Origin of the sequence: Paenibacillus tianjinensis (assembly GCF_017086365.1) — a bacterium.
Classification (GTDB): Bacteria; Bacillota; Bacilli; order Paenibacillales; family Paenibacillaceae; genus Paenibacillus_AQ; species Paenibacillus_AQ tianjinensis.
The window spans coordinates 5,273,973-5,287,973 of the sequence record NZ_CP070969.1 but is presented as its reverse complement, the minus strand read 5'-3'; the positions used below and the strand labels follow the sequence as shown (position 1 = coordinate 5,287,973).

The 14,001-nt window shown below is 51.3% G+C and carries 12 protein-coding genes; 9 read left to right on the top strand and 3 right to left on the bottom strand.

The annotated features are described in order from the left end of the window. Positions 1-73: 73 nt before the first annotated feature. From JRJ22_RS24515 to JRJ22_RS24485, 7 genes are all read left to right on the top strand, one after another. Complete coding sequence (locus JRJ22_RS24515; protein ID WP_206101926.1) at positions 74-1,273, top strand: quaternary amine ABC transporter ATP-binding protein; 1,200 nt, start codon at positions 74-76, stop codon at positions 1,271-1,273. Then, positions 1,270-2,103 (top strand): ABC transporter permease, encoded by an 834-nt coding sequence (locus JRJ22_RS24510; RefSeq protein ID WP_206101925.1) that lies wholly within the window; start codon positions 1,270-1,272, stop codon positions 2,101-2,103. Before JRJ22_RS24515 ends, JRJ22_RS24510 begins: the two co-directional genes overlap by 4 nt. Positions 2,104-2,116: 13 nt before the next feature. Beyond that, positions 2,117-2,992: a glycine betaine ABC transporter substrate-binding protein gene (locus JRJ22_RS24505; protein WP_232380944.1), complete on the top strand. Its 876-nt coding sequence runs from the start codon at positions 2,117-2,119 to the stop codon at positions 2,990-2,992. 265 nt (positions 2,993-3,257) lie between these two features. Then, positions 3,258-3,869: a TVP38/TMEM64 family protein gene (locus JRJ22_RS24500; protein WP_206101923.1), complete on the top strand. Its 612-nt coding sequence runs from the start codon at positions 3,258-3,260 to the stop codon at positions 3,867-3,869. A 141-nt stretch (positions 3,870-4,010) separates the two neighbouring features. After that, positions 4,011-5,171, top strand: a complete 1,161-nt coding sequence (yunB, locus tag JRJ22_RS24495) for a sporulation protein YunB (protein ID WP_332461344.1) — start codon at positions 4,011-4,013, stop codon at positions 5,169-5,171. 116 nt (positions 5,172-5,287) lie between these two features. Beyond that, entirely contained in the window at positions 5,288-5,956 is a 669-nt protein-coding gene (locus tag JRJ22_RS24490) for an alpha/beta hydrolase (RefSeq protein WP_206101922.1), read from the top strand. Between the two features lie 224 nt (positions 5,957-6,180). Further along, complete coding sequence (locus tag JRJ22_RS24485; RefSeq protein WP_206101921.1) at positions 6,181-7,881, top strand: alpha amylase N-terminal ig-like domain-containing protein; 1,701 nt, start codon at positions 6,181-6,183, stop codon at positions 7,879-7,881. A gap of 22 nt (positions 7,882-7,903) precedes the next feature. Here the strand turns inward: JRJ22_RS24485 and JRJ22_RS24480 are convergent, their stop codons facing one another. Further along, positions 7,904-8,992 carry a M23 family metallopeptidase gene (locus JRJ22_RS24480; RefSeq protein ID WP_206101920.1) on the bottom strand — a complete coding sequence of 363 codons (1,089 nt, stop codon included), beginning with the start codon at positions 8,990-8,992 and terminating at the stop codon, positions 7,904-7,906. Positions 8,993-9,247: 255 nt separating this feature from the next. On the opposite strand from JRJ22_RS24480, the gene lipA reads away from it, so the two are divergent. Both lipA and JRJ22_RS24470 read left to right on the top strand, forming a co-directional pair. Next, on the top strand, positions 9,248-10,150 hold the full coding sequence (gene lipA / locus JRJ22_RS24475; protein ID WP_206101919.1) for a lipoyl synthase: 903 nt from the start codon (positions 9,248-9,250) through the stop codon (positions 10,148-10,150). 396 nt (positions 10,151-10,546) lie between these two features. Beyond that, positions 10,547-11,152: a YutD family protein gene (locus JRJ22_RS24470; protein ID WP_206101918.1), complete on the top strand. Its 606-nt coding sequence runs from the start codon at positions 10,547-10,549 to the stop codon at positions 11,150-11,152. A gap of 85 nt (positions 11,153-11,237) precedes the next feature. Here the strand turns inward: JRJ22_RS24470 and JRJ22_RS24465 are convergent, their stop codons facing one another. Both JRJ22_RS24465 and JRJ22_RS24460 read right to left on the bottom strand, forming a co-directional pair. Further along, positions 11,238-12,680, bottom strand: coding sequence for a S41 family peptidase (locus tag JRJ22_RS24465; RefSeq protein ID WP_206101917.1), 1,443 nt, complete (start codon positions 12,678-12,680; stop codon positions 11,238-11,240). 65 nt (positions 12,681-12,745) lie between these two features. Then, entirely contained in the window at positions 12,746-13,912 is a 1,167-nt protein-coding gene (locus JRJ22_RS24460; RefSeq protein ID WP_206101916.1) for a copper amine oxidase N-terminal domain-containing protein, read from the bottom strand. Positions 13,913-14,001: the final 89 nt, after the last annotated feature.

Here is a 14,001-nt window from a genome sequence, read left to right as displayed (position 1 = left end):
TGTCTTTTCACAACTCCGCTACACTTAGTGAGAAGCAACTACCTGAATAACATAAGGGGAAAAGGAGGTCACCATGGCAATTATAGAGGTGAAGCAACTTACCAAAGTATTCGGTAACGATGCAGGACGGGCTCTTCCATTACTGGAACAAGGCTGGTCCAAAGAGAAAATTGCCCGGGAGGCCAAACTGACGGTTGGCGTCAATAAGGCCGAATTCAGCATCGGCGAAGGAGAAATATTTGTCATTATGGGCTTGTCGGGCAGCGGCAAATCGACGCTAGTCCGTTTATTGAACCGTCTGATTGAGCCCACCGGGGGCCAGGTTTTGTTCAAAGGCAAGGATGTAGTCAAGATGAATTCCGAAGAGCTGCGTACGTTCCGGCGTAAAAATATCGGTATGGTATTTCAAAAGTTTGCCCTGTTCCCGCACCGGACGGTGCTGGCCAACGCCGAATACGGCCTTGAAGTGCAGGGTGTAGATAAAAAAGAGCGGACCAGACTTGCGATGGAGGCTCTGGAGCTGGTAGGCCTGAAAGGCTGGGAGAACCACCGCCCTGATCAGCTTAGCGGCGGCATGCAGCAGCGTGTGGGCCTTGCCAGGGGACTTGCCAATGATCCCGATATTCTGCTGATGGATGAAGCCTTTAGTGCGCTTGATCCGCTGATCCGCAAGGATATGCAGCAGGAGCTGCTGGAGCTGCAGGCCAGAGTGAAGAAGACGATCGTCTTCATCACCCATGATCTGGATGAGGCGCTGCGCATCGGCGACCGGATTGCCCTGATGAAGGATGGCGTGATTGTGCAGATCGGCACACCGGAAGAAATTCTTATTCAGCCGGCCAACAAATATGTAGAACGGTTTGTCGAGGATGTGGATTTGTCCAAAGTACTGACCGCTTCCCACGTCATGCGCCAGCCGGAAATGATACGTCCGGAGCGTGGACCCCGGGTTGCCCTGCAGCTCATGCGGGACAGCGGCGTATCCAGCCTGTACGTGGCGAATAATGAAATGAAGCTGCAGGGTGTGCTTACGGCGGACGATGCTTCAAGAGCGCTGAAAGAAAATAAAAGCATTCTTGAAGTACTGCAGCGGGAAATTCCCCGTGTCGGCCCGGATACCCTGCTGAATGACCTGTTTGAGCTAATGTCGGAGACTCATCTGCCCGTTGCAGTGGTCGATGAGAATGACCGGCTCAAGGGGATTGTCATTAAAGGGGCCGTGCTGTCTGCACTGGCCGGCAACGCGGTTCCGGAAGGAGGTACAAACTCATGAATATTCCCAAAATTCCTATAGGTAAAGGCGTAGAGTGGATCGAGGATTGGCTGATGACTTACTTCGGTCCGCTGTTCGACCTGATTCACGCTATTATCGGCGGGATGGTCACCGGGATTGAAACGGCCTTGACCTTTCTTCCGGCGATTGTGCTGACTATTATTATAGCCGCGCTTGCTTATTGGATCGGCAAATGGCGTATGGCGCTGTTTGCGGTGATCGGGCTGCTGCTGATTGATAATCTCGGCCTGTGGAGCCCGTCTATGCAGTCGCTGGCGCTGGTATTGACCGCCTCGGTACTGGCTGTACTGATCGGCGTTCCGGTCGGCGTGCTTTGTGCCCAGAGCAAGACGGTGCAGAATATTGTGACTCCGGTGCTCGATTTTATGCAGACCATGCCTGCGTTTGTGTATCTGCTGCCTGCGGTATCCTTTTTCTCGCTGGGCGTCGTTCCCGGAGTGATTGCTTCTATTATATTTGCGATTCCGCCAACGATCCGGCTAACGAATCTGGGAATTCGGCAGGTATCGCCTGAGCTGGTAGAAGCGGCGGATGCCTTCGGATCTACGCCAGGCCAGAAGCTGTTCAAGCTTCAGCTGCCAATTGCCCTGCCGACCATAATGGCCGGCATTAACCAGACGATTATGCTGTCACTGTCCATGGTTGTCATCTCTTCGATGATCGGTGCGCAGGGCGTAGGAGCCTACGTATACCGGGCGGTATCACAGGCGAAGACCGGAGCGGGCTTTGAAGCGGGTATTGCGATCGTCATCATTGCGATTCTGCTCGACCGCCTGACACAGAAGCTGTTCAAACCCAAACAATCATAGGAGTGTGATGAGATTGATAAAGAAAAAAAGTATAGGATTACTGCTAACAGTGCTGCTGGTAGCTGTCTTGGCCGGATGTTCATCCGAATCAAGCGGCGGGAAAACGGTGAAGCTGGCTTACGTGGCCTGGGATTCGGAGATTGCCAGCACTTATGTTGTTAAGGAAGTGCTGGAGTCGAAGCTCGGGATGAGCGTGGAGATGCTGCAGGTGGATGCCGGCCCGATGTGGGCAGGTGTCGCTGACGGAAGTGCCGATGCGATGGTGGCAGCCTGGCTGCCCGGCACACATGCTTCATATCTGGAACAATACGGCGATAAAATGGAAGATCTGGGCGCGAATCTGGAGGGCACAAAGACCGGCCTTGCTGTTCCGACGTATGTGGATATCAACTCGATTGAAGATCTGAAGAACAGTGCATTGGCCGGAACGCTGCAGGGCCGGATTGTCGGCATTGAGCCGGGAGCCGGGATTATGATGTCTACAGAGCAGGCTATCGCAGACTATGGCCTGAGCGATTATACACTGCTCGAAAGCTCATCGGCGGCAATGGTTCAGGAGCTGGAAAAAGCGTATCAGAACAATGAGCCGATTGTAGTGACGGCCTGGACCCCGCACTGGATGTTCGCCAATATGGACCTGAAATATCTGGAAGACCCTAAAGGTGTATACGGGGGAGCCGAGGAGATCCATACTATGGTGCGTACGGGCCTAGCGGAGGATATGCCGGAGGTGTATCAATTCCTGGATCAATTCAACTGGACGCCTGAAGATATGGAACAGGTTATGGTTGATATTCAGGCCGGAGCAGCACCGGAAGATGCAGCCAAGAGCTGGGTGGAAGAGCATGCCGATCAGGTGGAAAGCTGGACTGTTCAGGCACAAGAATAGCATAACCGGGCGGCTTGTCCGCTTTTGCAGCAGTTGAAAATGTATGCTATGATGAAAAGAATATATGGCTACAAAATTGTAACCGTCCCTGAGGTGACGGTGAACCTGTTTTTTAGCCGTGATTGTTCTTTACATACATTTTCATACGCACCATATAATCCTTGTTCAATAAACACCCCGTAAGGGGTGTTTTTCTTGAAAAATAAACCATATATAAGTACTTAGCGGAGCTGATGAAGCAATAGCCGAGAAAGGAGACAGCTCCATGACAGAGATCATAAACAACTGGATTGATTGGCTGCTGCAAAGTCTGGGCCTGAGCGGTCCCTACATTTTACTGGCGACGATTCCTCTTACCCTGCTGCAGAGTTTATTCGGGTTTTTTCCGCTGGCTGTACTGATTGTTCTGCATGTATCCGAATTTAATATCATTGGCGGGATGCTCGTCAGCTGGATGGCCTGCAATTTAGGCTCGGTGCTTGTTTATTTCCTGTTTCGCAGATACCTGTTTGGCTGGTTCGACCGGAAATGGCGCTCCAAGCTGAAGCGTTATGACAAGTGGCAGCGTTATCTCGACCGGTACGGGATCTGGACACTGGTCCTGCTGCGTACCGTGCCCATTATGCCCAGCAATATTATTAATTTCATGGCCGCGGTCTCGCCGATTAAAGCCCGGGCTTATATCTGGGGCACGGTGCTTGGCAACCTGTCCTACATCTGGCTGTTTGGAACGATTGGTTCTTCCCTTATTGTCCCGCGGGAGGAATGGAACGGGTTCCTGCTCTGGTATGCGGTATTCATCGCGGTTCTGCTCGGAATCTTTGTGCGTTTCCACTGGGGACATTTGCAGGAGGATAAGCGGAAACGGATGGAGTAGCACCCTATTAATCATCGTACAAGAACGTTTCTTACAGTGCCTGCACTGGAGGGACGTTCTTCTTTTTTGCCCCCTGTCTGAATACCCTATAGTAATTAGAGGCGGCTTGACCGCAGGGATATCGGGAGGGACGAACATAACATGGGCAGAATTCGTAAATGGGGAAGCCGGAGAGCCGTGATGCCGAACCTTGGCCGCCTGCGGCTGCCGAAGGTAAGCTTGCATGGCTTGCCGAGACCGGCAGGGCGCAGCCCGGCATTCAAGGCGAAGCCGTCGAGAGCGGGAACTACGCGTCAGGCGGGGCGCAGTCCGGCCTTTAAGGCAAGACCGCGGGGCTCCGCTAGCCGGCTGTCCGGCCAGGGCATGACCGGCGGAGTCCGGGGCAGCGGGAAGCTGTTCAGGCTGCCGGGCAGCAGCGGCGGCAGGAATGGGGGCAGCGCCGGAGCTGCACCGCGTCCGCGCAGGCGGGGGCGCTTCTGGCTCATTCTGAGCCTTGTGCTGGTACTGGGTGTGCTGCAGGGCCTGCGTTATGTGGAGAAGCATTTGCGTCCGCCGATCATCCATCTGGCCCAGATCAGGGTAAAGCAAATCGCCACGGAATCGATTAACAAGGCGATTACCTCCCAGGTTGCCGATGGGGGGGACGCGGAGGCGCTGATCGACTGGAAAACGGATAAGAATGGCAAAATCTCAGGCTTCATGCTTAATTACAGAGAGCATATGCGGATAACTTCACAGGCGGCAGAGGTCATCCAGTCCACGCTGCAGGAGCTGCATAACCGGACAGAGCATATTCCGCTCGGCCAGGCGCTGGACAGTCCGCTTATTGCCTCCTTCGGTCCCGATGTTCCGATTAAGATTGAACCGCAGGGAGCGGTGAAGGTAGAGCTGAATACCCGCCAGAAAAATGCGGGCATTAATATGATTCTCGTCGAGGTATACATTCATATCGTTACCGAAGTCGCCGTCGTCGTTCCATTTGATATGGAGCCGCAGGTGGTGGATACAGAAATTCCTGTGTCCTATCTGATGGTTGTGGGAGATGTGCCGATGTATTATTACGACAACCAGGGCAGGCCTGTCGGAGAGAACGGCAGCAACGCGCCGGGGATTGCAATTCCGGCGCCTGAACAGTCCGGAGCCAAGACCGGGGGAACGGATAACGGGGCAGATGCCGGGGAAAGCGGAACAGGCGCGGATCAGGGCAACGGTTCTGCAGACATACCGTCTTCCGGCAGCGGGAATTCAGGAAACGCGGGGAATGCGGAGAACAGCAACACAGATGCGGGCGGAGGGGAGTAACCCTGAATTAAACCTTGACGATTATACCGTTAAGGTTTAATTTTCAATAAATGGATAAAATAAGCCGCATAACTCAAACTCTGCGGTATATCCACTATAGGAAAAGAGGACAGGTCATGAACGGCTGTTTATTCATTCACGGCTTCACCGGCGGCGAATATGAAATCTCCCCGTTGTCACAGTTTATGGAGCAGCATAATTACCATTCCCGGACGTTTACATTGAAGGGCCATGGCGGCAGCAGACAGGATCTGCTGCAGTCAGACCGGTTTGACTGGCAGAAAAGTGCTGAAGATGAATTGAATAAGCTGCTTGAAGAATATGAGGCGGTTCATCTTATCGGTTTTTCCACCGGTGCGCTGATCGCCTCCCATCTGTCTGTGCAATATCCTGCCCGTATCCAATCACTCACACTGCTGTCAACGCCTGTATTCCCGCTGAATCCGCTGGAGATTCTGAGAACCTTGGGCAGTTTGACCATGCTTAAGAATTACTTCAGCAAATTCGGCTCCACACCGGCAAAGGCTACCCGGGAGTTTCAGCGGCTCGTCCGTGAGAGCTTTGACATCTACCCGCAAATAACAATCCCCACCCTGATCGTGCAGGGCAAAAGGGACCATCTGGTAAAGACCAAAAGCGCAGGCTTTCTTAAGCAGGCTATTCCCTCCGAACGCAAGCAGGTGCTCATGATAGAAAAAAGCGGCCATATGGTCTGCCATTGCAACGACAGTAAGCGGGTTATGAACGAAGTGCTGCAATTCATTGAAAGCTCGGGAGCTTCATGACGAGCATGGAACTTGGGGAACAGCGGTATCCCCCACGATGAGCCTATTTCACATCAGTCTGTGGAATAGGCTTTTGTTGTATGGAATACGTCTGAATTACATTGACAACATATCCAGTACATGTTAATTTCGATTGAGGGAAACCGGTTTCCTAGCATCGGGAAATAGTTATTTTTATCAATAGAACCGGATTAATCATCCCTTCAAAAGGAGACTGTATAAATATGCCGACACACTGGTTTTTCTATCATACGGCCGAAGATCCGTTTGCTTTTCCCGCCGGCCCGGGTGCATTGAAGCTGCGGTTATTCGTGCAAGGCGGCCAGCAGTTATGCTGTACCGTAATTCATTCTGACCGTTATGATTCACCCGGCAGTGAACAGCCGCTGCTGATGGAACGGATCGGTTCTGCCGGTGCCTACGAGATTCATGAGGCCGTCATTTTAACGGAAACCGGTAAATGCAGATATTTATTTCATGCCCAGAATCCGGCAGGTGAGTATGTATGGTTCGGAGAGAGGGGAGTGGCTGGAAACAGAGAGCATGCCGGGTCTTTTCAGTATGCTTATATGCACAGGCCCGAGGCGCTGAAGCTGCCGTCATGGAGCACCGGGGCTGTTGTCTATCAGATATACCCCAGCAGCTTCAACCACGGAACCCTGCAGGGTATCACCGAAAAAATACCATATCTCCAGGAGCTGGGAGTAACGGCTATATACATGACCCCTATCTTCGAGTCACCTTCTGAACATAAATATAATACTTCGGATTATTACCGGATTGACCCGGCCTTTGGCAGTATAGACGACCTTAAGGCACTCGTTGAAGAAGCGCACCGCCATGGCATTAAAGTATTGCTGGATGCAGTGTTCAACCATGCGGGAGATACGTTTTTTGCGTTCAGAGATGTCCTGGAGCATGGTGAGCATTCACGCTATAAAGACTGGTTTTTTATCCGTTCCTACCCGGTCCGTCAGCTTCCCTCTCCTACCTATGAAACCTTCGCCAAAGCAGAAGCTTCTATGCCAAAGTTGAATATGGATAACCCCGAGACAGCTGATTATATGCTTGCCGTGGCCAAATATTGGGTACGTGAAGCGGGAATTGACGGCTGGCGTCTGGATGTGGCGAATGAAGTGAATCCGCAGTTCTGGACACGGCTGCGCCGGGAGCTGAAAGCGGAGTTTCCCGAACTGCTGCTGATTGGGGAAATTATGCATGCATCCGGCCCGTGGCTAAGGGGAGATCAGTTTGATGGCGGGATGAATTATGTTCTGCGGGAGGCGGTGCTGGAGTTTTTTGCACTGCAGGCGAGCGGTCCGGTGCGCTTTATGGAACAGCTGCTTCATGCTGAAGCCCTATGCAACGATCAGGCCAACTCGGCCATGTTCCAGCTGCTCGGAAGCCATGATACAGAGCGCTTCCTGACAGCCTGCAAGGAGAATGGACGCGGCTGGGACCGGGAAGGCACGGCACTTAAGCGGATGAAGCTGGCTGTTTTTTTTCAGCTGACTTATATCGGCATTCCGATGATTTATTACGGAGACGAGGTTGGCATGGAGGGGGCGACCGATCCGCACTGCCGGAAACCCATGCTCTGGCAGGCGCAGGAGCAGAATGCGGAGCTGCATGAATGGTACAAGACGCTGATTGCCCTCAGAAGACAGCATACCATCCTGCAAAAGGGTACTTTCCGCCCCTGGTTCACAGACGAAGTGCGGGGTGTGCTTGGCTTTGTCCGGCGCTGGGAACAGGATAAGATCGGCGTGATTATTAATAATTCTCCGAACGCCTACCAGCTTGAACTATGCAGCCTCCATTCTGACAAAAATGTGATGACCGACCTGCTCAGCGGGGCAACCATCCGGAATTCTGGCCGAATTCTCGCGGAGATTGAACCCTTCGGCTGCTTGCTGCTGTACTGAAATCCGCCATGTTCAAGAATGCTTATTTGTTCTTCTTATTTTTCCGGAGCGCCCGGTACTCCTGATTCTCCCACTGCTTCAGCAGCGGATATGGATCAAAGGCCCATTCCGTAGTGCCGCGGTCACGATAAATGCCGTAATGCAGATGCGGAGGGAATTTGCCTTGAGTGCCGGGGCTGCCGTAGCCGGAGCTGCCGACCCAGCCGATAATCTGGCCTGGTGTTACAATATCTCCGCGTGTGACCGACTTATCGTAACCGGATAAGTGCGCGTAGTAGTGGTAGCGGTTTTCAATATCCCGGATACCAATCCGCCAGCCGCCATAGCGGTTCCAGCCTTTCGTCTCAACAATGCCGAAGCAGGTGCTGCGTACAGGCAGGCCTTGAGGGGCAAAAAGGTCCGTTCCTTCATGAATGCGGGCACCTCCCCAGCTTCTGCCTGTGCCCCAGGTGCTGCGGTAAGCATATTTATTTCCGAGGGGCAGCGGAAAGGCGCTGCCGGATAAATCCAGCCGTCCAAAATGCTCGTACAGCTTGGCAAACTGGGCCACCCGCTGGGCGGCACGGCCGTTATGATAATATTCCCAGACGCCGATACTGAAATCATTGGCAGAATTCCCGTATTTCAGCAGATGTCTTGCCATGCTGTAGAGCTGATCGGCATCGTTAGAAGAATCAGCTAGGCCATCTCCAGAACCGTCAACCCCCATTCCGCCAAAGAAACTGATCGAATCCGGAGAAGTATCCGCCTGGTCCGGATTCAGCGGGCCGGACCATACCGGTCCAGGAATACTGATGGCGGTAATGCGGGAGGATGCTAAAGCATCTGCGGTTGATTTTTTCTTGGCGATGGTCCGTTCGTATTGATCAATCGCAGCGAAGCGGAACCAGGGAATGCCGGTGGCTGCACTCATCTGCTCATACAATTCTTTTCGCGCTGCCGCAGGGTCTACTATGCTTGCTGCGGAAGAGCTGCCGGACTGGACTGCAGGAGGGTTGACCCTCCGGGCGGCTTCAGCGGCGGCAGCCTGGCTTGCACCCCACAGCATTGCGGCTGCGGACAGGCACAATACGGTTCTCCATGGTAGGGTCTTTTTGAACAAGGCAAGCATGATAACTACCTCCTATAATCCGGGCGTGGAATAACGGCAACGGCCTTAGCTTAGGCAGCTGCCGGGTGCTTTTGTTATAGATTGGAGCAAAAAGCTGTTTTTTATCCGTATCTGCCAAAGCTCCTGAATGGGGAGATAAAATTTAGTCAGGCAAATTTCACAAAAACAGGCAATTGCCTATTGCACATGCTATAATATGAGGCAGCAACTTTTAACCATGAGACTTATATTCAGGTGAAAGCGGGGTTTATTATTTTGACTAACCGAACAGCCAAACAGCCCAAGCCAGACTGGATTAGAATTAAGTTAACGACCGGTGATAATTATCAGGATATTAAAGGCATGATGCGGTCCAAAACTTTACATACCGTATGTGAGGAAGCACGCTGCCCGAATATTTATGAGTGCTGGGCGAACCGCACGGCTACCTTTATGATTCTCGGTGACATTTGTACACGTGCCTGCCGGTTCTGTGCTGTTAATACAGGCCAGCCTACAGAGCTTGATCTTCTCGAGCCGGAACGCGTTGCGGAAGCCGCAGAAGGAATGAAGCTTAAGCATTGTGTAGTAACCAGCGTAGCCCGTGATGATCTGAAGGATGGAGGCGCCAGTATCTTTGCCGAGACCGTGGCGGCTATCCGCAAGCGGCTTCCGCTATGCAGTGTGGAAGTGCTGATTCCTGATTTTCTCGGAGACCGGGAGAGTCTGGAGATTGTTATGAACAGCCGCCCGGATATCCTGAATCATAATATCGAAACCGTAGAGCGGATGTCTGACCGTGTACGGGCAAAAGCCAAGTACCGCCGGTCCCTGGAGCTGCTGCGCCGGGCCAAGGAGATGAAGCCGGATATTCCGACCAAATCGAGCATCATGCTTGGCGTAGGCGAGGAATGGGACGAGATCCTGCAGGCCATGGATGATCTGCGGGCAGTAGATTGTGATATATTGACATTAGGGCAATATCTGCAGCCTTCCGACAAGCATTTGGACGTGGTGAAATACTATCCGCCGGAAGAATTCGCTGCGCTTAAGGAAGAGGGGCTGAAGCGCGGTTTCAGTCATGTGGAGGCAGGGCCGCTTGTCCGCAGCTCGTATCATGCGCATGATCAGGTCAAGTCCGCTGCTAAGACCCGTGAGGAGCGTTCTGTGAGCCTGTAAGGCTTGGGGATTTCAGAGAGGTTTATTTGGTTATTTTGTTAATTTTGGTTTTGTGGTTTAACAAAATGCTCAGTAACACAGTCACAATTAGTATTATTTTTTGTTTAGTCTTAAGTGTTTAAACTTAAGATTTAAGTTAATAAAGGTGGGGGGTTGGAGCGGGAGCGATCAACTAACCTTCGGGTTTGCTACACCACCCCCGTTGATGGGAGTCATGGAGAGGGATTTTGGAATTGGAGGAGCGGCAGCGTTCGCCTTTGTTGTCTGATTTCAACCGCTTAGCGGTTTAATCGAGGAAATCAGACAACAACAGCGGCCGGAAATCCAAAATCCATCGGAATGACAGGCTCCATCAACGCTCCCCCTCAGATAAAATGAAAGGCAGGCGACACACGCTTGATCGTTATAGGTGGAAAAGGCTACGAGCTGATGCTCGATCATAAAGACGGCTGGAACCCGGAGGCATTCCGCGGGCGTTACAGCGAGGTCCTGGACCGTTACGATTATATCATCGGCGACTGGGGCTACAGCCAGCTGCGCTTAAAAGGCTTTTACCGGGACAATCACCCTAAGGTGAACCGGGATACAGCGATTTCCGGCATGGTGGATTATATTAATGAGTATTGCAACTTTGGCTGTGCCTATTTTGTGCTGCATAAGCTGAAGGAACTGCCGAAAGAGGGTACCTTTAAGGATATTCTGATCAAAGAAATTCCTGAACCCGGCTCGGAAGAGGAGTCCTTAGAGGAATCCGCAGAGACAGCGGCAACCAACCGAGAACAACGGGAGGCTCCAGCCAAATCCTCAACGAATGGAGGGGCTTCCTCCAGAGAGCATACCAGCAAGGATAGACCGGTACGCGAGCATCAGAGCCGGAATCACCGGAATAAGGACTCGCAGGGCAAGAAGAACCATAAAGAGTCTCAAGGCAGACAGCACAACCAACATTCGAATCACTCGAACAACCAGGCTCCGAATCCGCCGCAAAACCCTTCGAATTAAGGGCGGTCTATCAAAAAGAGCACCTCATCAGCCATTAAAATGGTGTGATGGGGTGCTCTTTTCGTTTTACTGTGTGATGAAGATGTTATTTAACTGATAATTTCAATTGTTTTGTTGAAGCATTGTAGCTCCAAGTGAACGCGGGAAACTTCTTCGCGAAAGCACCAAGTTCAATCAAAGTTTCATAGTCCTTGGAAATGGCATCTTTGGAGGCCAGCGTGAAGCCAAATGCTTTGCCGGCTCCGTTCGTGAGCAATACCTTCTTGTTTTTGGCATCCCAAGTAATGTCACTTTCCACAAGCGCTGCGAGAACGCGTGCCGAAGCATATACCTTATTTCCCTGCTTCACCAATCCCAGGTTTCCGGCAAATGCATGACCGTTGACGTCCAGGATATGGTTATCGCCGGCCAGGGTGATGCTGGTCAGACCTGCAATCTGCAGGGCAGTGATCAGCTGAGCCGTGGAGCCCTCTACTTCAATATCCGGAGCCAGTCCGATATGGTTGAAGTCTTCTTTATTCGGCGTCAGATATTTCATGGTGGTCAGCTTAAGCATATCACCATTGGAGACCGGAAGAAGGCTCTGGATCCGAGCCTTGCCGTAAGATCGGGTACCGACAATGGTTGCCAGCTTGTTGTCCCGCAAGGCGCCTGTCAACGCTTCAGAAGCGCTGGCAGTATATTCATTGGTGAGTACAACCACCGGTACGCCAATTTTGCTGCCGGCAGTAATCGTTACCGGAGTCAGCGCGCCGCTTTGATCAGAGGTGTACATCATAATCCCTGAATCTATGAATTTAGAAGCAATATTATAGGCAGAATCCATATAGCCGCCTGTATTATCGCGTAAATCCAGAACCATTGATTTCATACCGGCTGCCCGCATGCTGTCTAGAACTGTAGAGAATTCTTCATCAGCATTCTGGCTGAAACCGGTAATCGTGATATAGGCGGTATGATCACCAATGATATGACCGGTGACTGAGGCCGAAGTGATATCATTTCTAGTCACGCTGATGGTTTTGCTAACGCCGTTTCTGCTGATGAGCAGGGATACCTTCGTTCCCGCGGTGCCGGCGAGTTCATCACCCGCAGTGTCACTTACCGCAACTCCATTGATTTTGAGGATGGTGTCCCCGCGTTTCAGGCCGGCCTGCTGAGCCGGTGAACCTGCAATAACCTCTTCAATATATAGCTCTTTAGTAACAGGAGTATATACCAGTCTGACACCGATGCCTACATATTCAAGATCAACCATACTCTCAAACTCAGCGGCTTCTTCTTTGGTAAAGTAGGTGCTGTAAGGATCCTCCAGTGTGTTAACCATTCCGTCAATCGCGCCGCGGATCAATGTATCCTGATCTACGCCTTCTACATTATATTGTTCTAAATACTGCATGATTTCATTAATCAGATCGGTATTCGAAGAGGTCTGCGTGCTGTCGGCGGCCAGAGCTGCTGGCGAGAAGATGACAGACAGTGCCAGACAGCCGCTGAGAACAGCAGTGATCACTTTAGGTGATTTCATTAGTGGATGCACCCTTTGAGTTTATTTGGTAATGCGATGGCAATGCTTCCGAGCTTGCTGCCAGCCTAATCGAGATAGTAGAAATCATCGATCGTCCAAGTTCCTGTCTCCGATTGATAGAACAGGAAGAGCATTGGCTGTTCGTAGATCTCCCCGGTCCCAGCATCCTTCACGGTAACTTCTGCATAAACAGCGGCTTCATCTGAAGCATAGTAAAAAATATTTGAAGTATTCAGTGTGTATTGAAGATCGTAATTATCGAAAATATCCTGCAAATCCGCCTTGCTTGAGGCATCATACTCTTCCCCGTATGAGCTCATCTGGGCCATCGTTCCATCGATGTTCTCGCTGGTCATTGCCTGGAAGTACTTGCCGAGATTGTCCTTGATGGTGGTTGCATAGCCTTGCGGAATATTGGCGGATTTCATGCCTTGTTCACGTGTCAGCAGTACTGTCTTGTCCTGTGTATTGATTTCGGAAATTTTCCAAACACCATTGACGCGGACGAGATTGTACAGATATTCGACTTTCTCATCCGGGATATAATATCCGCCAGTCCGGATCTCATTCTCGACGGTGTATACAGTAGCTTCATCACCTTGAATACTTAGGATTTTAAAAGTCTCAATGGTGGTTTTCATATCATAATTCTGGAAAAAGTCGTTCAAGGAAGAGACCTCATCCGTATAGCTGTCCCCGTCATCCACAAGGGAGTAATAGCTGACGGCTTTTTCCTCATTATAGTATTGAACGGCCTGTTTAATGAGTGCTGTAATAGCTTTCTCATCGCTTGCTGCTGTCGAGGCAGCTGTGGTGATCTTCACACTTCTGTTAACTGCATCCCAGACCGCAGTGCCGCCAGTCGCCTCAGCTACAAAACGGAGCGGGACGTAGGTGGTGCCTTTGCTGGAAACAGGGGCTACGGTCAGTTTCTTGACCATACCGTTAACGGAAGCGCGGTTGCTGCCGATTTTGAGGCTGATTGTAAGATTAGCGCCGGTACCGGTAACCGTTCCAGTCTTGGCATCCCATAATACCTGCATCCCAAGCTTCTCAAAAACAACCCGGAAAGGTACCAGAACAGAGTTATTATCAAGATATGGGGCGCCGGCAGGGAAGGTAAGACTGCTGCCGTTGACATAGACGGAGATCGGTTTGGCGGCGGCAAAAGCGGGGACCGCAAGCACGAGAGCCAGTAGACTTACTCCAATTAAGGACAATAGTTTTTTCAACAGTTTCTCTCTCCTTTAAGTAGCAACACTATGTAAAATAGGTTCATTATACCATTTGATTTTTCTCTCTGTCTATCAATTCATGTCAG

Excerpts from the sequence above, each read along its gene's own strand:
- JRJ22_RS24465 (WP_206101917.1), bottom strand. The coding sequence starts at position 12,680 with ATGAAATCACCTAAAGTGATCACTGCTGTTCTCAGCGGCTGTCTGGCA.
- JRJ22_RS24500 (WP_206101923.1), top strand. The coding sequence starts at position 3,258 with ATGACAGAGATCATAAACAACTGGATTGATTGGCTGCTGCAAAGTCTG.
- JRJ22_RS24490 (WP_206101922.1), top strand. The coding sequence starts at position 5,288 with ATGAACGGCTGTTTATTCATTCACGGCTTCACCGGCGGCGAATATGAA.
- yunB (WP_332461344.1), top strand. The coding sequence starts at position 4,011 with ATGGGCAGAATTCGTAAATGGGGAAGCCGGAGAGCCGTGATGCCGAAC.
- JRJ22_RS24515 (WP_206101926.1), top strand. The coding sequence starts at position 74 with ATGGCAATTATAGAGGTGAAGCAACTTACCAAAGTATTCGGTAACGAT.
- JRJ22_RS24480 (WP_206101920.1), bottom strand. The coding sequence starts at position 8,992 with ATGCTTGCCTTGTTCAAAAAGACCCTACCATGGAGAACCGTATTGTGC.
- JRJ22_RS24510 (WP_206101925.1), top strand. The coding sequence starts at position 1,270 with ATGAATATTCCCAAAATTCCTATAGGTAAAGGCGTAGAGTGGATCGAG.
- JRJ22_RS24485 (WP_206101921.1), top strand. The coding sequence starts at position 6,181 with ATGCCGACACACTGGTTTTTCTATCATACGGCCGAAGATCCGTTTGCT.